Origin of the sequence: Flavobacterium limnosediminis JC2902 (genome assembly GCF_000498535.1) — a bacterium.
Taxonomy (GTDB): Bacteria; Bacteroidota; Bacteroidia; order Flavobacteriales; family Flavobacteriaceae; genus Flavobacterium; species Flavobacterium limnosediminis.
This window is the reverse complement of sequence record NZ_AVGG01000012.1, coordinates 60,698-78,688: the sequence shown is the minus strand read 5'-3', so window position 1 is coordinate 78,688 and position 17,991 is coordinate 60,698. Positions and strand designations below refer to the sequence as shown.

Below are 17,991 nucleotides of genomic sequence, written 5' to 3'. Positions count from 1 at the left end.
TAGGGTATGAAAATCTTCAATTGGGCACATAAACTTCTAAAATCATGGGATTTTAGCGATACGATGGCGGACTACATTAACTTAGCTGTTAATATTGCGGTTCTCGTCGTGGTTGCTTATATTATAGATTATCTTTTCAAAAAAGTATTAATTATCCTGATGGCTATTGTAGCCGAAAGAACCAAATCAACTTTTGATGATTTTCTGGTTGCCAATAAAACGGCAAAATACGTAGCGCATCTTTTTACGCTTTCCTTTGTATACAAAACCGTTCCTATTATCCTTAAAGAATTTGTGTATTGGGAAGGCTTATTTACTAAGGGAGTCAAATTTTACATCATAATTCTGTCACTTTGGATTATCCGAAGTATCTTCAATTCGCTTAAGGATTATTTAAAAGATCAGCCGAAATTTAGGGACAAGCCTATCGACAGCTATATTCAGGTAATCATGATTACACTTTGGGTTTATGGCATCGTCTATTTTATCCTGATTCTTTTTAATTTGAGGTTAGAACAGCTTTTAGCCACTTTCGGAGCTATTTCTGCCTTAATCATCTTGATTTTCCGTGATACAATTCTGGGATTTGTTGCCAGTATTCAGGTTACGGTGAACGATATGGTTCGCATCGGCGACTGGATTACCATGGAAAAATACGGTGCCGACGGTGATGTAATCGAAATCAACCTGGCAACGGTAAAAGTGCAGAATTTCGACAATACCATTACCACGATTCCGACTTATTTCCTGATTTCCGATTCGTTTAAAAACTGGCGCGGTATGCTGGATTCAGACGGAAGGCGCTTAAAACGATCGATTCTTTTAAAATCCAGCAGTATTCGTTTTCTGAATGAGGAAGAAATTGATAATCTGAAAAAAATACAGTTGATAGCCCCTTATCTTGACCATCGTCAGACGGATATTGATAATTTCAACAGATCCCATAACATTGATAAATCGGTTTTAATAAACGGACGAAACTTAACCAATTTTGGTGTTTTCCGAAAATACATTGACCGTTACATTGCTAATCATCCGGGAATAAATAAAGACATGTTGTTTATGTGCAGACAATTACAGCCTACACAAAACGGAATGCCATTGGAAATCTATGCTTTTGTTAACGACAAACGTCTGGTGGAATACGAACACATTATGGCCGATATTTTTGATCATATTTTAGCTTCTGTCCGATATTTTGATATGGAAATTAACGAAACCGGCGCGATTAAAATAGAATATTAATATTCTTCCGCGCTCAGTTTTCCGTGAATGGCAGGCTGTCCGAAACTATCTAAATTTACCATCGTAATGGCATCCACAGTGATAATCACGGCTTTGGTCATCACATTGCGGACTTCACAACGCATCGTAATCGAGGTTTTTCCGAATTTAACGACATCCAACCCGATTTCAATAATATCACCCTGACGAGCCGAACTCATGAAATTGATCTCCGACATGAATTTGGTTACAATCCGGTTATTCTTTAAGATAATGATTGAATACAAAGCAGCTTCATCATCAATCCACGATAATAATTTTCCTCCAAATAAGGTTCCGTTTGCGTTTAAATCTTCCGGTCTTACCCATTTTCTGGTTTGGTAGTTCATAGTTTTATTTTTTGTAGGGTCAAAGTTACAATATCCAAATGATCAAATGCTAATTTTGGCAAATCTTTTACAGCAAACCAGCCGATTTCTTTAGCGTCATCCGCTGCAATAGCTACAGTATCCGAAGGAACTGTTCCGAAATAAGCAACAGAAATCATATGTCCTCTCGGATCACGAAAAGGAGTTCCGAAAGCACCAATCTGTTCCAAATCAGTAACTTTTATTTGTGTTTCTTCATCCAATTCACGGATGGCAGCCACTTTTAAATCTTCATTTTCATCCACAAATCCGCCCGGCAACGCCCAACAATCTTTAAAAGGTTCATTTTTCCGTTTGATTAAAAGCAATTCGTAATCTGTGCTTTTTCGGAAGATAACCGCATCGACGGTCACAAATATTTTTGAAGTTCTCATAAACTGGGTTTTCAACAATAAACTATTAATAACTTTTTTTGGGTTGCCAACTAAGGCCGTTTCTTATTTCGTAAATTTAAAATAAAAAAAATGGAAAATCGCGACACTTTTCTTATTGATCTGAGAGGCGAGCCCCTTGGAGCAATTACGGAGCAGTCTTCTGCCGAAGAAATTTTTCAAAACAGAATCTTGCGCCCCATTTTGGTTTTACAAAACGAACTGTTCATTCATGTTTTCATGAATTACGCTGTGAAGCAGAAGAAGGTTTTCTTTTCGCTGACTCCCGAGAAAAAAATGGCATACATCGAAAATGTGATTCAACGCGATATTAAGTTCCGAAATTCATTAAAAGGCATCATCATCGGACTTTTTACTGTGGAAGAATATCAGGAATACATCAAAAATTCCTCAAACATCAATAAACGCATGATGAACATGCTGATCGAGCGACTGAAAAGTCAGGTTATGATTTTAGAACAAGAATAATTTTAACCCTTTTTGAACCAATACCACAAACGAAAAAGCTGTCTTAACCGACAGCTTTTTTTAATATATGCTTTCTCCGTTAAGGTTGGTACTCAGTACATCACTCATATAATCGAAGAAAGGCCGCATGGCTTTAAAGGTATCCAAAACTTCCTGCTGGAAATTCGGCGATAAAACTTCTTTATCCGTGAATGCTCTTGTTACCAGATATTGTTTTTTCCGGATCAGATCAATGGCCGGATGGGTTTTATCGAAACCTTTCGGAGCCGTTTTTAATTCATCACCTTTCAGTTCACCGAAAAACTTCTTGAAAGTGTTGTCGGCGATAATGGAACGGATTTCTTCATCATCCATTTCAAATTCTTTGCGAATTCGGTTTAAGTCTTCAGTATTCGGATCCCAGAAACCGCCTCCTACAAAACTTCCGCCGGGTTCGATATGCAGATAATAACCACCTCGAAGCATCGGTTTTGTACGCGAAAAATGAACGCTGAAATGGTTTTTATAAGGCGCTTTGTCTTTAGAGAAACGTACATCACGATAAATTCTGAAAATCTGGACTTGCTCAATTCCGTCTTGTTTCCCTAATTGTTCACCCACTTCGGTAAAAAAAAGCTTCGTTTCTTTCTGATGTTTTTCAAATCGCTTTTTATTCTCGGCAAACCATTCGCGGTTATTGTTTTGTTTTAATTCGGAAAGAAAATCCAGTTCGGCTTTTGAAATCATTTTTTATTTTAAAAGTACACTATTTTGAGAATTCCTGAAAATTATTTTTCTCTCGATTGCAATACTTTTACGACATCATTTAATTGAAATCCTTTGGCCTGTAATAATATCAGATAATGAAACAGTAAATCGGCACTTTCACTTAAGAATAAATCGTCGTTATTATCTTTCGCTTCAATCACGACTTCTATCGCTTCTTCCCCAACTTTTTGAGCAATTTTATTGATTCCATTTTCAAACAATGAGACAACATAACTTTGTTCAGTATTCGTATTTTCTTTTCGATTTTTGATTGTTTTTTCTAATTTCGATATAAATCCATAATCCAGATTGTTAGGTTCTTGCCAGCATGTATCTGAACCGGTGTGGCAAGTAGCTCCCGTAGGTCGAACGCCTACTAAAAGCGTATCGTTGTCGCAATCTTCCGCAATCGAAATCAGCTCTAGAAAGTTGCCACTCTCCTCGCCTTTTGTCCACAAGCGCTTCTTTGTTCGGCTGAAGAAGGTTACTTTTTTTGTATCTAAAGTTTTATTCAAAGCCTCCTGATTCATATAGCCCAACATCAGTACGTTTTTAGTTTCGCTGTCCTGAATAATGGCTGGCACTAAACCATCAGTATTTTTGGTAAAATCTATTTTCATTTTCTTAATTCTATTTTCTTAATTCTTGCCTCTTGCCTCTTGCTTCTTGCCTCTTGCTTCTTGCTTCTGTTTTCTATATTCTGACATCTATTTTCTTGCTCCTTAAAAACTGTTTCAATTCCGGAATTTCTATTTCCTGAAAGTGAAAAACGCTCGCCGCCAATGCTGCATCGGCTTTGCCATCAATGAAAGTAGCTGCGAAATGTTGCATCGAACCGGCGCCTCCCGAAGCAATTATTGGAATATTAACGGTTTCGGACAGTTTCGCTAAAGCTTGATTGGCAAAACCATTTTTGGTTCCGTCGTTGTTCATGGATGTGAAGAGAATTTCTCCCGCTCCCCTTTGTTCCACTTCTTTTGCCCAATCAAACAGGTTCAATTTTGTAGCAACTTTGCCTCCAACCAAATGCACCATCCAATTGTTTTCAATTTGTTTGGCATCTATCGCAACGACGACACATTGACTTCCGTATTTAGATGCAATTTCATTTATCAGATTTGGATTTTTTACTGCCGATGAATTGATGGAAATCTTATCAGCACCGTTTTTAAGTAGGATATCCACATCTTCCACAGATGAAATACCGCCACCAACCGTAAATGGAATATTGATCGCACCAGCTATTTTCCGAACCAAATCAACCAATGTGGTACGGCGCTCTTCGGTGGCTGAAATATCCAGAAAAACCAGTTCGTCTGCTCCGGTTTCGGTATATTTTTTTGCTAATTCCACCGGATCTCCGGCATCTTTCAAATCGACGAAATTCACACCTTTTACGGTTCTTCCGTTTTTGATATCGAGACAGGGAATAATTCTTTTTGTGAGCATTTTAAAAGTTTAAGATGAAATTCTTCAGTTGTTTCAATGTTATTCGATCTTCGTAAATCGCTTTTCCGATAATGGTTCCCTCACAGCCTATTTCGGCTAATTTGGGCAACTCATCAAAAGTTGAAATTCCGCCGGAAGCAATGAGTTTTATGTCATTCGTTTGCGCTAAAATTTTCTGATACAAATCGAACGATGGACCTTGCAACATTCCGTCTTTAGCGATATCGGTACAAATCACATATTGAATTCCGGATTGTTGGTATTTTTGAATAAACGGAACCAAATCTTCTTGTGATTCTTCAAGCCAACCGGAAATGGCTATTTTTTCGTTATTGACATCAGCACCTAATATGATTTTTTCTGCACCGAACTTTTCAATCCAGTTTTTAAAAATTTCCGGTTGTTTTACGGCTATACTTCCTCCGGTAATTTGGTTTGCACCTGATTCGAAGGCAATTTTCAAATCTTCATCCGATTTTAATCCACCTCCGAAATCAATTTTCAAACTGGTTTTGGTCGCAATTTGTTCCAACACCTTGTAATTGATAATCCGATTCGATTTGGCACCGTCTAAGTCAACTAAATGTAGATACTCTATTCCGTGGGCTTCAAATGATTTGGCTACTTCCAGCGGATTTTCATTGTAGATTTTTTTGGTTTCGTAATCACCTTTTGAAAGACGGACGCATTTTCCGTCGATGATGTCTATGGCAGGGATGATTCTCATTAAATTAGTCGTTAGTTGTTAGTAATCGGTGGTTAGTTGAAGGAAGTTCTTTAAAATTTGTTCTCCTGCGGTTCCGCTTTTTTCAGGGTGAAACTGTACGCCGTAAAAGTTGTTTTTCTGCAACGCCGATGAATATTCTGTTTCATAATTGGTTGTGGCAATACTCTCATCGCATTTTGAAGCATAAAAGCTGTGTACCAGATACATAAACTCCTCTTCTTGAATTCCTTCAAATAAAGGCGATTGCAAATTATAAATCATATTCCAACCCATTTGCGGAACTTTCACCTGATTCGTGAATTTGATTACCTCCACATTGAAAATACCTAATCCTTTGGTGTTGCCTTCTTGCGTACTTTTGCACATCAATTGCATACCTAAACAAATTCCTAGAATCGGTTGTTTTAATGTCGGAATTAAAGCTGCTAATCCTTTATCGCTCAGTTTTTTCATAGCGGTACCCGCCTCGCCCACACCCGGAAAAATCACTTTATCAGCTGTTTTTATTTCATTCCAATCATCGGTGAGTATTCCCTGAAAACCCAATCGTTCCAAGGCAAACAGAACACTTTGTACATTTCCGGCTCCGTAATCTATAATAGCTATTTTCATTTTATAACATTCCTTTAGTCGATGGCAGAATCATTTTTTCGGTATCACGTTTTACAGCTGCTTTGATTGCTTTGGCAAACGCTTTAAAAACAGCTTCAATTTTATGATGTTCGTTGGTTCCTTCGGCCTTGATATTCAGATTGGCTTTCGCTCCGTCAGTGAATGACTTAAAGAAGTGAAAGAACATTTCCGTTGGCATCTGGCCAATCATTTCACGCTTGAATTCGGCTTCCCAAACGAGCCAATTTCTGCCTCCGAAGTCAATAGCGACCTGTGCTAAACAATCGTCCATAGGCAGGCAAAATCCGTAGCGTTCGATTCCGAGCTTATTTCCTAAAGCTTTGGCAAACACTTCTCCTAAAGCAATTGCTGTATCTTCAATCGTGTGGTGTTCGTCTACTTCTAAATCGCCTTTCACCTGAATATCCAAATCGATTTGTCCGTGGCGCGCAATTTGGTCTAACATATGATCGAAAAATACTAAACCTGTATTAATGTTGCTTTTTCCGGTGCCGTCTAAATTTACCGTAATGGAAATATCCGTTTCATTGGTTTTACGAATAATGGACGCCGAACGTTCTTTTAACTTCAAAAATTCATAAATCGCTTTCCAGGAAGTTGTTGTCAATGCAATGGTTGGGACTAATTCTTCTGCCGAAGAAGCGATTTCATTTCCGCCTAAATCATCTTCGTTTTTAATGAAAATCGCTTTAGCACCAAGATTTTTAGCTAATTCAACATCCGTTAGACGATCACCAATAACAAAAGAGTTTTCCAAATCATAATCGGGATTGTTCAGATATTTTGTAAGCATTCCTGTTTTAGGCTTTCTTGTGGGTAAATCGTCTTCGGGAAAACTTCGGTCTATGAAAATTTCTGCAAACTTTATTCCTTCATTTTCAAACGCTTTAAGGATGAAATTCTGTACAGGCCAAAAAGTTTCTTCCGGATAATTGACTGTTCCCAAGCCATCCTGATTGGTTACCATGACGATTACAAAATCCAATTCTGCTGCAATTTTTGACAGATATTGAAACACTTCAGGATAGAATTCCAATTTGGATAAACTGTCTACCTGATAATCGTCCGGTTCTAAAACCAACGTTCCGTCTCTGTCTATGAATACTGCTTTCTGAGCCATTACAATGTTTTTAGTATGTTGATTAAAAATTCATTTTCTTCCGGTGTTCCGATGGAAATACGCAGGCAATTTTCACAAAGCGGCTGATTGTTTCGGTTGCGAACCACGATGCCTTTTTCTAGCAGCTGATTGTATCTCGTATTAGCATCGTCTACTTTTATCAAAATAAAATTAGCTTCACTCGGATAAACGTTTCGAATAAAATTCACTTCAAGTAATTGTTTAAGTAAGTTTCTTTTTTCTCCTTTAATTAAATTTGTTTTGGTTTTAATTAATTTTCCATCAGACAGCACTTCTAGCGCCTTTTGCTGTGATAAAACATTCAGATTGTAAGGCGGTTTTATTTTGTTTAAAACAGTGATAATCTCTGGTGCAGCATACAGAATTCCCATTCGGATTCCGGCCAAACCATAGGCTTTGGAAAGCGTTTGTGTGATGATTAAATTCGGATAGTCGTTGAGTTTTGTCAGCCAACTTTCTTTTTCGGAAAAATCAATATACGCTTCGTCCAAAACCACCAAACCGTTGAAATTCTCTAATAAAGTTACGATACTTTCATCGGAAAAGGAATTTCCCGTGGGATTGTTCGGGGAACACAGAAAAATCATTTTGGTATTTGCATCGACTTTCTCCAAAATACGTTCAATTTCCGGCTGAAAATCGGATGATAATAAAACTTCACGATTTTCAATGGCGTTCAGATTAGCCAAAACGCCATACATTCCGTAAGTTGGCGGAAGCGTAATCACATTATCACGATTCGGTTCGCAGAACGCTCTGAATATTAAATCCAGCACTTCATCGCTGCCGTTTCCCAACAGAATCTGATTCGGATTCACAGATTTCTGTTCCGCCAAAACTAATTTAATCGCTTGCTGTTGCGGATCCGGATAACGGTTTACACCATTTTCGAACGGACTTTCATTCGCATCCAAAAAAATCATTTTCTGATCAAAATCCGTGAATTCATCACGTGCTGAAGAATACGGTTGCATTGCTTTTATATTGGTTCGGATTAATTTTTCTAAATTCATTTTCTTATTGCTTTAAACTGTTTAAACGAAGCGTTACCGCATTTTTGTGCGCTTGTAAACCTTCCGCTTCCGCCATGATTTCAATTGTTTTTCCGATATTTTGAATGCCTTTTTTGGAAATCTTCTGAAAGGTCATCGCTTTCAAAAAACTATCCAGATTTACACCATTGTAATTTTTGGCATAGCCGTTTGTTGGCAACGTGTGATTGGTTCCTGAAGCGTAATCTCCGGCGCTTTCCGGAGTGTAATTTCCGATGAAAACCGAACCGGCATTCTGAATTCCATTCACATAGAATGATTCATTTTTTGTGGCAATAATAAAGTGTTCAGGCGCATATTCATTAATAAAATCTAAAGCCAGCTCTTTATTTTCAAAACAGATTAATTTTGAATTTTGGATTGCTTTGGCTGCAATTGCCTTTCTTGGAAGCTTTTCCAGTTGTTTTTCGACTTCTTTTTCAACAGCGGAAAGTAATTTTAAGGAAGTTGTAACCAAAACCACTTGACTGTCGGCACCGTGTTCCGCCTGACTTAGTAAATCGGAAGCTACGAAAGCCGCAATAGCAGAATCGTCTGCAACCACTAATAATTCAGAAGGTCCGGCCGGCATGTCGATTGCGAGTCCGAATTGCGTTGCCACTTGTTTCGCAACGGTTACAAACTGATTTCCTGGGCCGAATATTTTATAAACTTTGGGTACGGTTGCTGTTCCAAATGTCATTCCCGCAATAGCCTGAATTCCTCCCACTTTTAAAATTTGAGTGACACCGCATAAATCAGCGGCAAATAAAATCGCCTGATTAATTTTGCCCTCATTATCCGGTGGCGAACACAATACGATTTCTTTGCAACCGGCTAGTTGTGCCGGAATCGCAAGCATTAATACCGTTGAAAATAGTGGCGCTGAACCTCCTGGAATATAAAGTCCGACTTTTTGAATCGGTCTTTTTTCCTGCCAGCACGAAACACCTTCCATTGTTTCAATTTCAATGCGTTCCGTTTTTTGAGCACTGTGAAAAGCTTCGATATTTGATTTTGCCATCAGTATCGCATCTTTTAATTCCTGAGGAACACTTGCAACTGCTTCTTTAATTTCAGCCCCTGAAACTTTTATATTCTGAATCGCAATTCCGTCAAAAAAAGATGTGTATTTTGTTATGGCCCTATCCCCTTTTTGTTGGACTTCCTTAAAAATTCCCTTCACTGTTTCTTCTATAGCTGCGAAACTTTGGGTTGGTCGTTGTGTGAGTGTCGCCCATTCGCACACATTCGGATTTATTATTTTGTTCATCTATTCTCTATTTTCTATTCTCTATATTCTTTACTCTTGTCTTTTGTTTCTTGTCTCTTGCTTCTTGTCTCTTCTCTCTTCTTCTCATAAAACCATTTTCTCAATAGGGCAAACTAAAATGCCTTCCGCGCCGGCTGCTTTGAGTTGGTCAATGACTTCCCAAAAAAGTTCTTCGTTGATAACCGAATGAATACTACTCCAGCCTTCTTCCGCTAACGGCATTACGGTCGGACTTTTTAAAACCGGCAATATGGCGCTGATTTCTGCAATTTTAGAATTTGGAACATTCATCAGTATGTATTTCGATTTTCGTGCTTTTAAAACAGATTGGATACGGAAACGGAGTTTGTCTAAAATTGCTTTTTTATCGGCAGAAAGTTTTGGTGAAACTGCCAGAACGGCTTCACTTTTCAGAATGACTTCGACTTCTTTTAGGTTGTTTTTAAAAAGCGTACTTCCAGTAGAAACGATGTCCACAATTGCATCGGATAATCCGATATTGGGCGCGATTTCGACAGAACCCGAAATTTCGTGTAATTCGACCGTAATGTTTTTTGATTTGAAATAGTCCGAAACTGTTTTGGGGTAAGAAGTTGCGATTCGTAAACCGTTTAAATCGGAAATACTATTGTATTCGAATGTTTTCGGAATCGCTACAGATACACGGCATTTTGAAAATCCCAATCGTTCGGTGATTTCGATATCGGCTCCTTTTTCGGTCAGTAAATTATCGCCTACGATAGCGATATCTGCCACGCCATCAATTAGATACTGCGGTATATCTGAATTACGAAGGAATAAAATCTCCAATGGAAAGTTGGATGCAATGGTTTTCAATTGGTCGTTTCCGTTTTCTACCGAAATGCCACAATCTTTGAGGATTTTAAGGCTGTCTTCATTGAGACGTCCCGATTTTTGGATTGCAATTTTTAATGTACTCATTGTTATTTTGGTTAGGAATAATGCTTGAGTACAACGAATGAGCAGAAATAAAAAACCCGTTTGATGTACTCAAACGGGTTTTAAAAAATATATGATTTAGACACATACCATTATCACTTCGCTTGAGCGGAGAAATAATGATGATGATGTAACTGGTTTAAAAACATTTTCTTTTGTTTTGATGATGCAAATGTAAAGTCTTTATTTTCAGAAAAACAAATATATTTTAAAAATTTGTGATTTTTTAGTGATTGTCATTGTGATCAGGTTCAGTGGTTTCCTGAGTTGAGCCCGCTATTGCTGCAGCATTTTCACGGATTTCCGTATGACGGATTTCGCCTCCGGTAGTTCCTGTTTTTTGTGCTAAGAATACACCGACAGCAGCAATTACGATTGCTAAATAAGTAATCATATTGGCTTTAGCATGCTTTTTAATGTTCAGAAACAAACCTAATAATGAAACCGCTCCCAATGCATACAGCACAAGTGCTAATTTTTCGGCAATTTCCTCGTGTTCATGTATGATTTCATGGGTTACGGATGGAAGTTTTTCTGCAAGTTCCTCTGCTCCTTCTCCGGTATTCATGCTGGCAAATCCAAAAATGGCGGCAACAACAAATAAAATATAGGCCGTATTTTTAATTGCATCATTTTTAAAAAATACTCCTGCAATTAAAATTCCAAGGCCGAAAATGGTCCCGATAATTGGAAAATGGTTTACTAACATGTGTAAATGCGCGTCGTTCATAGCGAATAGTTTAAATAGGTTTGGTTAATTTTAATTCATTTTGATAATGGAAATTCAAATATATTGTATTTTTTCAATTCAAATCACATCATCAATGTAACGGAATTATAATAATTGAAGAAAAAATATGATTAGGGTAAGTAATCTGCTCTCTGATTCGGGATTTTTCCAATCTAAATTGTAATGTAAATAATTGATTGTTAATTAGCCATGGAAACTCCGATGAGCGCTCCAATACCGTACGTTACTGCTGCAGCTGCCAGTCCGAATACCACTTGACGGAATCCCGAAAACACGATACTTTTTCCGGTAAATAACGTAATCGCGGAACCGATGCCAAAAAGCCCGACAACTGAACTTGCAATGCTTAGATATATCGCATTTGATCCTTCCAGAAACATGAACGAATAAAGCGGTATTATTGCTCCAAGTGCAAAAAGTACAAAGGAAGTGATTGCTGCTTCCCAGGCAGAACCTTTCAATTCTTCTTTATTGATTCCCAATTCTTCTGTAATCAGTGTTTGAATGGCTGTTTCATTTGTTTCAAAAGCTTTATTGGCAAGTTTTATGGCTTCTTCCGAATTCATTCCTTTTGCCTGATAAAGCAAAGCCAATTCTTTTTTTTCTTCTTCCGGGGACGCTTCCAGTTCCTGTGTTTCCAAAACGATTTGGTTTTCAAATAATTCTTTTGAACTTTGGACGGATAGCCATTCACCAAGAGCCATAGAGATTGCGCCTGCTAATAATCCGGCAGATCCTGTAAGAAGAATAGTGTTGTTAGAAACCGCTGCTCCGGCCACGCCCATAACTAAACTCATATTGGAAACCAATCCGTCATTCGCACCTAAAACAGCTGCTCGTAGGGCATTACCTCCTACCGATTTGTGTCGGCTTTCAAATTTCGACAGAAAACCACCCGACACATTAAACGACGAATTCTGATTTACAGCTTCGATAATTTTCAGATGACTGTGCTCAAAACCAGTTAGCTTCTCCCCTTTTTCAATTTTATTTTTGATTGTATTTACAGCAAACTGTTTTTCGATAGAAGACAAATTTCCGATAATAGAATTGTAACCAAAAATTCTTCCCAGTTTTAATTGTAATTTCGCGCGTGACGAGGGCGACGGTAAAGTAATATGGATCCCATCCTCCTGCATTTTATCAAGAATATGGTTAGCATGATTTTTTTCAATTTGCGATAAACTTTGTAAAACTTTTTTCAGATTAACGTCTGCCTGTAAATTGGCAATGCTTTCGTACAAAAAAGCTGTATCCACTTCGGTTTGCAGTTGTTCTTTTAGTTTTTTTTTATCCATAATTGTTGTTAATTGGTTACATCAAAAACACCTTTTGTTAGCAGTTTTGATTCGGAATTGATTTTACTGTTCGCAATAATTTCGACAAATTTTTCAGATTTTTCACCGATTTCCACTCCTACCTTTTGAAACGAATAGGATTTGTTATTATCATTGTGTAATAAAAGTACGAAATTCTTATTGTCTTCTGTAATTAAAGCTTCGGACGGTATGGCAAGCCCTTTCTTCGAATCCACTATGATTTGAGCTTCCACGAACATTCCAGTGAGCAGTTTTTGTTTTACGTCATCAGACAAATGTCCGTGAACGTTAATCGTCCGGTCTTTTCCCTCTATTGATTTCCCGACTAAATGCACTTCCGCATCGAAGATCGTTTTTGAAGCTTCCGGAACGGTAAATTTAATGGACTGCCCTTCTTTTACCTTCAGTATATCTTTTTCAAAAACAGCCAATTCCAAATGTAAATGGTCGGTTTGAACGATTTCCAGAATCACATCCGAGGGAGCTATAAACATTCCGGTATTTACATTCATAACCACTATGTCACCTGAAATCGGAGTGTAAATCGTAATTGTCGAAGTTAATTTTCCGCGTTCGACGTTTGCCGGATTAATATTCAGCAGTAACAATTTTTCCCTTAATCCGTTATACATGGCTTTGGTTTTGCGGTAATCGCTTTCTGCTTTCAGATAGTTTTTCTGCGAAGAGATTTTTTCGTTGTACAACGTTTTCTGTCTTTCATATTCCGATTTCAGATAATTAATCTGCTCGGCAACTTCAAGATAATCTTTCTGAAGATCAATAAATTCGGTATTTTCTAATGTTACTAAAGCTTGTCCTTTGGTTACTTTATCGCCAACCAATAAGGTAGTTGATTTTACATATCCGCCCAAAAAAGTGGTTACTTTGGCTCTGTTTTGAGGAGGAACATCGATTTCTCCGGATGTTTTAACAGTCAGGTTAAAATCCTGTTCTGTGGGGTTGGAAATTTCCATTCCTCCCGATTGAAACTGTTCTTTCGTTATCGAAATTAAGCCGTTATTCCCATTTTCCTGCGGAGCTGTTTCTGTTTTTTTGCAGGAAATCAATACGAAAACCGCGAGTAGTGTCAGTATGTTTTTTTTCATTGGTAACTGATTAAAAATTAAGGTATTGAATATCCAATTGTGTTTTATTGAATTGCAGTACACTATTCAGATATTCAACTTGTATTGTTGTTGCGTTTTCCAGACTCAGTATGTACTGAAAGAAATCAATTTCACCTTGTTTGTAGCTCATGGTGCCTACTTTTACGATTTCTTCCGATAATTTTTTGCCGTACTGATTGTAATATTTGATGGCTTCCTCATGTTTTTCCAATTCATTGGTTTTCTGACTGATGTATTTTTCAATTCTGACTTCTTCATTTTGTCTTTGTTGCTCCCAACTCTGCAATTCCAGTTCGGCTACTTTTGATTTTGCAACCGTCCCCGAAAACAAAACCGGTATGGCCACACCAACCTGAAATCCATACAGCGATTGCGATAAACCGCTGTTTCTTCCCTGAAAATATTCAAAGTTTAAATCGGGTAACCAATTCTGTTTTTGCAATGCCAAATTATTTTCATGAATTTTTGTAATGTTTTCAAAATAAGAAGTATATAGTTCTTTATTTGATTTTATGATTGAGGTCTGAATTGGTGTTATTGTATTGTTTTTGATGGTGATTGTTTCATCCGATTGCAATAATGACTGTAGCAGTTTGTAATTGGATTTCTTTTGTTTTTCAATCTGGGAAAGCGTGGTTTTTATTTGTCGGAATTTAGCCTGAGCCGTAATTTTTTCCAGATAATTGGTTTCCCCCAATTCAAATTTTCTGTTGCTGGCATTTGAGAAATTCTCATACAAACTGTCGAGATAGTGATACAGTTTTTCCTGATGCTGCAGAAATACGATTTCATTATAGACCGTGCTGATACCATGAGCCAGTTTGTTTTTCTGAATTTCAAAACCCGATTGCTTTGTTTCGTATTCCGATTTGTAAAGTTTCTTCTGAGCCCCGTAAACCGTCGGAAAAGCGAAACTTTGCTGTACGCCGAAAACTTTCAATGGTAAACTGTTGACAGCCAGATTATTTTCATCATAGTTGTAATACAGATTGGTTTTATCAAAGGTGAAGGCCGATTTTATATTCGCTTTGGCTTTATCTACCTGCAACTGACCTGCTTTTATACTTTTGTTATTTGCTGTCGCTTTTGAAAGTAAACTGTCTAATTCGGCCGGATTCTGGGAAAAAGCAAAAGATGTACTCAATAAAAGTAAAATAACAGAAAGAACGTTGTTGTTTTTCTTTTTACGTTTCTGTTCTTTGAATTCCTTAGAATCAAACACCTTAAATAAAATCGGTAAAACAATCATGGTCAGTAAAGTTGCCGTGAATAAACCTCCAATAACCACGGTAGCTAAAGGACGTTGCACCTCTGCTCCAGCTGAAGATGAAATGGCCATGGGAAGAAAACCCAATGCTGCGGCCGAAGCGGTTAATAAAACCGGGCGTAACCGGTCGGTGGTTCCTTTTAAGATCAGTTCATTCATATCTTCAATTCCCTCATGTTTTAATTCTTTAAAATGTTCAATTAATACAATTCCGTTCAAAACCGCTATACCAAAAAGCGCTATGAAACCAACCCCGGCTGAAATACTGAACGGCAAATCACGCATCCAGAGAAACAATACACCGCCAACGGCTGAAAGCGGAATGGCAGAATACACCAGTAATGCTTCTTTTACAGAACCGAAAGCAAAGTACAACATGATAAATATTAAAAGTAATGCAATAGGCACCGCTATCATTAAACGCGCTTTGGCACTTTGAAGATTTTCAAACTGTCCGCCATACGTAACATGATATCCGGAAGGAAGTTTAACCTTGGTTTCTATATTCTTCTGAATATCGTCCACAACACTTTGTAAGTCCCTGTTCCTTACATTGATTCCAACAACAATCCTTCTGCGTGTATTGTCTCTTGAAATCTTTGCAGGACCGTCGGTGTAATTAATCTGCGCCAGTTCGCTCAGCGGAATCTGTTCGTCTAAAGGTGTAGAAACATACAAATTGCGTAAATCTTCAATATCCTTACGGTTGGTTTTATCCAAACGAATAACCACATCGAAACGTTTTTCACCTTCAAATACGTTTCCGACTGTTTTTCCGGCAAAACCAAGCGATATCATTTCATTCAGATCGGAAATATTCAAGCCGTAACGGGCAATTTTACTTCTGTCGAACCGAACGGCCATCTGCGGTAAACCTTCCGTTTTTTCAATAATAATATCGGATGCACCTTCCACATTTCGGATTGCCTTTTCGATTTCTTTTGCTTTGCGTGCCAAAACTTCCAAATCCTCTCCGAAAATTTTCACCGCAACATCGGAACGCGTCCCCGAAATTAATTCGTTGAAACGCATTTCGATAGGTTGTGTAAATTCAATTTCGATATTCGGAATTTGTTTTTCGATTGCGGCTTTTATTTTATCGGCCAATTCGTCTTTGCTGTCGGCAGAAACCCATTCTGATTTCGGTTTAAGTTTTACAATTACGTCACTTTCTTCCATACTCATAGGGTCTGTAGGTACTTCTGCAGCACCAATCCGGCTTACAACCTGACTTACTTCCGGGAAATTTTTCAGGATTATTTTTTCGATTTTAGTCGTTGTGGCTATCGTTTTACTCAGGGAAGTCCCGGTTTTTAAAACAGGTTGGATTACGAAATCTCCTTCGTCTAATGTCGGAATGAATTCCCCTCCCATGGTTGCAAACAAACCAGCGGCCATTAAAAGCAGACCAAATGCACCATAAAGCACTTTTTTCGTGTTACTTAGGGCCCAGGTAATTATGGGCAAGTACCAGGAATTCAATTTATTGAGTAAGCGGTTGGAAAAGGATTTCGGGTTTTCTTCTTTAGGTTTCAAAAACAGAGAGGAAACTACGGGAACATAGGTAAAACAGAAGATCATGGCTCCGATTAACGCAAAACTGAACGTCATTGCCATCGGTTTGAACATCTTCCCTTCCACTCCGGTTAAGGATAAAATCGGAATGAATACAATAAGAATGATAAGTTGACCGAAAATTGCCGAATTCATCATTTTTGAGGCGCTTTTCAGCGTGATATGATCAATTTCCGATTGTTGTTCCGATTTGGAAAGCTGGTACAGACGAGCCGATTTATGACTGATCTGAAACGCTATGAATTCGACAATAATTACCGCGCCATCTATAATGATTCCGAAGTCGATTGCACCTAAACTCATCAGATTCGCATCGATTCCCAAAATATTCATGAATGATATGGCAAACAGCAAACAAAGGGGAATAACTGAGGCAACCACCAATCCCGAGCGCCAGTTTCCCAACAGAAGTACCACCACAAAAATTACGATAAGGCATCCTAAAATAAGATTTTCAGCAACTGTAAGCGTTGTTTTCCCAACCAACTCGCTTCGTTCCAGAAATCCGTTAATGTAAACACCTTCCGGCAGTGATTTCTGAATTTCGGAAACACGCTTTTTAACATCTTCAATTACCTGTTTTGAATTGGCACCTTTAAGCATCATGACTTGTCCCAGTACTTTTTCGCCTTCACCGTTAGCCGTTATGGCTCCGAAACGATTTGCGCTGCCGTAACGTACTTTTGCGACATTTTTAATGTAAACCGGAATTCCATTGTCATTTTTCACTACGATATTCTCAATATCTTCAATGGAATTTACTTTTCCCTCTCCGCGGATAAAGTAGCTCTGATTTTCTTTTTCGATATAAGCACCTCCGGCAATGCTGTTATTGTTTTCCAGAGCGGTAAATACTTCGCTTACATCGATGTTTATTGCTTTGAGACGAGATGAATTGATGGCTATTTCATACTGTTTTAAATACCCGCCCCAAGTATTGATTTCCACCACACCTTTAATTCCTGAGAGTTGTCGTTTCACAACCCAATCCTGAATGGTACGCAAATCGGTTACAGAATATTGGTTTTTATATTCGGGTTTGACATCAAGCGTGTACTGATAAATTTCTCCCAAACCTGTTGTAATGGGCCCCATTTCCGGAGCACCAAAGCCTGATGGGATTTTTTCTGAAGCGGTTTTGATTTTTTCGGCGATTAACTGTCTTGGCAGGTAGGTTCCGGATTCTTCATCGAAAACTATGGTTACCACAGACAATCCAAATTTTGATATCGAACGGATTTCTTTTACGCCCGGTAAATTTGCCATTTCCAGTTCTACCGGATAAGTAATGTATTGTTCAATGTCTTCTGTGGAAAGATTGCGGGAAGTGGTAATTACCTGAACCTGATTGTTGGTAACGTCCGGAACGGCTCCGATGGAAATTCTGAAAACGGAAAACAGTCCGAATCCTAATACCGCTATCGTAAAAAGCAGTATTATGAACTTATTTCTTAAGCTGAAACCAATTATCTTGTCCAT

17 protein-coding genes are annotated in these 17,991 nt (G+C 38.1%); 2 read left to right on the top strand and 15 right to left on the bottom strand.

The annotated features are described in order from the left end of the window. Positions 1 to 6: 6 nt before the first annotated feature. Positions 7 to 1,245, top strand: coding sequence for a mechanosensitive ion channel family protein (locus FLJC2902T_RS10510; protein WP_023579765.1), 1,239 nt, complete (start codon positions 7 to 9; stop codon positions 1,243 to 1,245). Here the strand turns inward: FLJC2902T_RS10510 and FLJC2902T_RS10505 are convergent. Further along, positions 1,242 to 1,613: an acyl-CoA thioesterase gene (locus FLJC2902T_RS10505; protein WP_035678318.1), complete on the bottom strand. Its 372-nt coding sequence runs from the start codon at positions 1,611 to 1,613 to the stop codon at positions 1,242 to 1,244. The two genes, FLJC2902T_RS10510 and FLJC2902T_RS10505, sit on opposite strands and share 4 nt — an antisense overlap. Then, positions 1,610 to 2,026: an NUDIX domain-containing protein gene (locus FLJC2902T_RS10500; RefSeq protein ID WP_023579763.1), complete on the bottom strand. Its 417-nt coding sequence runs from the start codon at positions 2,024 to 2,026 to the stop codon at positions 1,610 to 1,612. Before FLJC2902T_RS10500 ends, FLJC2902T_RS10505 begins: the two co-directional genes overlap by 4 nt. Before the next feature lie 90 nt (positions 2,027 to 2,116). Here FLJC2902T_RS10500 and FLJC2902T_RS10495 point away from each other — a divergent pair, with 90 nt between their 5' ends. Beyond that, a complete protein-coding gene (locus tag FLJC2902T_RS10495; protein ID WP_023579762.1) occupies positions 2,117 to 2,512 on the top strand; it encodes a hypothetical protein in 396 nt (131 codons plus the stop codon). Between the two features lie 60 nt (positions 2,513 to 2,572). Here the strand turns inward: FLJC2902T_RS10495 and FLJC2902T_RS10490 are convergent, their stop codons facing one another. The 13 genes from FLJC2902T_RS10490 to FLJC2902T_RS10430 all read right to left on the bottom strand — a co-directional run bounded on the left by FLJC2902T_RS10490 (position 2,573) and on the right by FLJC2902T_RS10430 (position 17,991). Next, complete coding sequence (locus FLJC2902T_RS10490; protein WP_023579761.1) at positions 2,573 to 3,238, bottom strand: DUF2461 domain-containing protein; 666 nt, start codon at positions 3,236 to 3,238, stop codon at positions 2,573 to 2,575. A 41-nt stretch (positions 3,239 to 3,279) separates the two neighbouring features. Then, positions 3,280 to 3,879, bottom strand: a complete 600-nt coding sequence (hisIE, locus tag FLJC2902T_RS10485) for a bifunctional phosphoribosyl-AMP cyclohydrolase/phosphoribosyl-ATP diphosphatase HisIE (RefSeq protein WP_023579760.1) — start codon at positions 3,877 to 3,879, stop codon at positions 3,280 to 3,282. A gap of 73 nt (positions 3,880 to 3,952) precedes the next feature. Further along, positions 3,953 to 4,708 carry an imidazole glycerol phosphate synthase subunit HisF gene (gene hisF, locus FLJC2902T_RS10480; protein ID WP_023579759.1) on the bottom strand — a complete coding sequence of 252 codons (756 nt, stop codon included), beginning with the start codon at positions 4,706 to 4,708 and terminating at the stop codon, positions 3,953 to 3,955. 1 nt (position 4,709) lies between these two features. Beyond that, positions 4,710 to 5,435, bottom strand: a complete 726-nt coding sequence (gene hisA, locus FLJC2902T_RS10475; RefSeq protein WP_023579758.1) for a 1-(5-phosphoribosyl)-5-[(5-phosphoribosylamino)methylideneamino]imidazole-4-carboxamide isomerase — start codon at positions 5,433 to 5,435, stop codon at positions 4,710 to 4,712. 18 nt (positions 5,436 to 5,453) lie between these two features. Beyond that, on the bottom strand, positions 5,454 to 6,047 hold the full coding sequence (hisH, locus tag FLJC2902T_RS10470) for an imidazole glycerol phosphate synthase subunit HisH (RefSeq protein WP_023579757.1): 594 nt from the start codon (positions 6,045 to 6,047) through the stop codon (positions 5,454 to 5,456). Between the two features lies 1 nt (position 6,048). Beyond that, entirely contained in the window at positions 6,049 to 7,188 is a 1,140-nt protein-coding gene (hisB, locus tag FLJC2902T_RS10465) for a bifunctional histidinol-phosphatase/imidazoleglycerol-phosphate dehydratase HisB (protein ID WP_035678315.1), read from the bottom strand. Beyond that, the gene (gene hisC / locus FLJC2902T_RS10460) at positions 7,188 to 8,222 is read right to left on the bottom strand and encodes a histidinol-phosphate transaminase (protein WP_023579755.1); all 1,035 of its coding nucleotides are present in this window, start codon (positions 8,220 to 8,222) and stop codon (positions 7,188 to 7,190) included. Before hisC ends, hisB begins: the two co-directional genes overlap by 1 nt. Before the next feature lie 4 nt (positions 8,223 to 8,226). Continuing rightward, positions 8,227 to 9,513, bottom strand: a complete 1,287-nt coding sequence (hisD, locus tag FLJC2902T_RS10455) for a histidinol dehydrogenase (protein WP_023579754.1) — start codon at positions 9,511 to 9,513, stop codon at positions 8,227 to 8,229. An 84-nt stretch (positions 9,514 to 9,597) separates the two neighbouring features. Continuing rightward, a complete protein-coding gene (gene hisG, locus FLJC2902T_RS10450) occupies positions 9,598 to 10,455 on the bottom strand; it encodes an ATP phosphoribosyltransferase (protein WP_023579753.1) in 858 nt (285 codons plus the stop codon). A 244-nt stretch (positions 10,456 to 10,699) separates the two neighbouring features. Beyond that, positions 10,700 to 11,203, bottom strand: a complete 504-nt coding sequence (locus tag FLJC2902T_RS10445; protein ID WP_023579752.1) for a DUF2231 domain-containing protein — start codon at positions 11,201 to 11,203, stop codon at positions 10,700 to 10,702. A 200-nt stretch (positions 11,204 to 11,403) separates the two neighbouring features. Then, on the bottom strand, positions 11,404 to 12,522 hold the full coding sequence (locus FLJC2902T_RS10440) for a VIT1/CCC1 transporter family protein (protein WP_023579751.1): 1,119 nt from the start codon (positions 12,520 to 12,522) through the stop codon (positions 11,404 to 11,406). A gap of 8 nt (positions 12,523 to 12,530) precedes the next feature. Further along, positions 12,531 to 13,649: an efflux RND transporter periplasmic adaptor subunit gene (locus FLJC2902T_RS10435; protein ID WP_023579750.1), complete on the bottom strand. Its 1,119-nt coding sequence runs from the start codon at positions 13,647 to 13,649 to the stop codon at positions 12,531 to 12,533. Positions 13,650 to 13,659: 10 nt separating this feature from the next. Further along, a complete protein-coding gene (locus tag FLJC2902T_RS10430; RefSeq protein WP_023579749.1) occupies positions 13,660 to 17,991 on the bottom strand; it encodes a CusA/CzcA family heavy metal efflux RND transporter in 4,332 nt (1,443 codons plus the stop codon).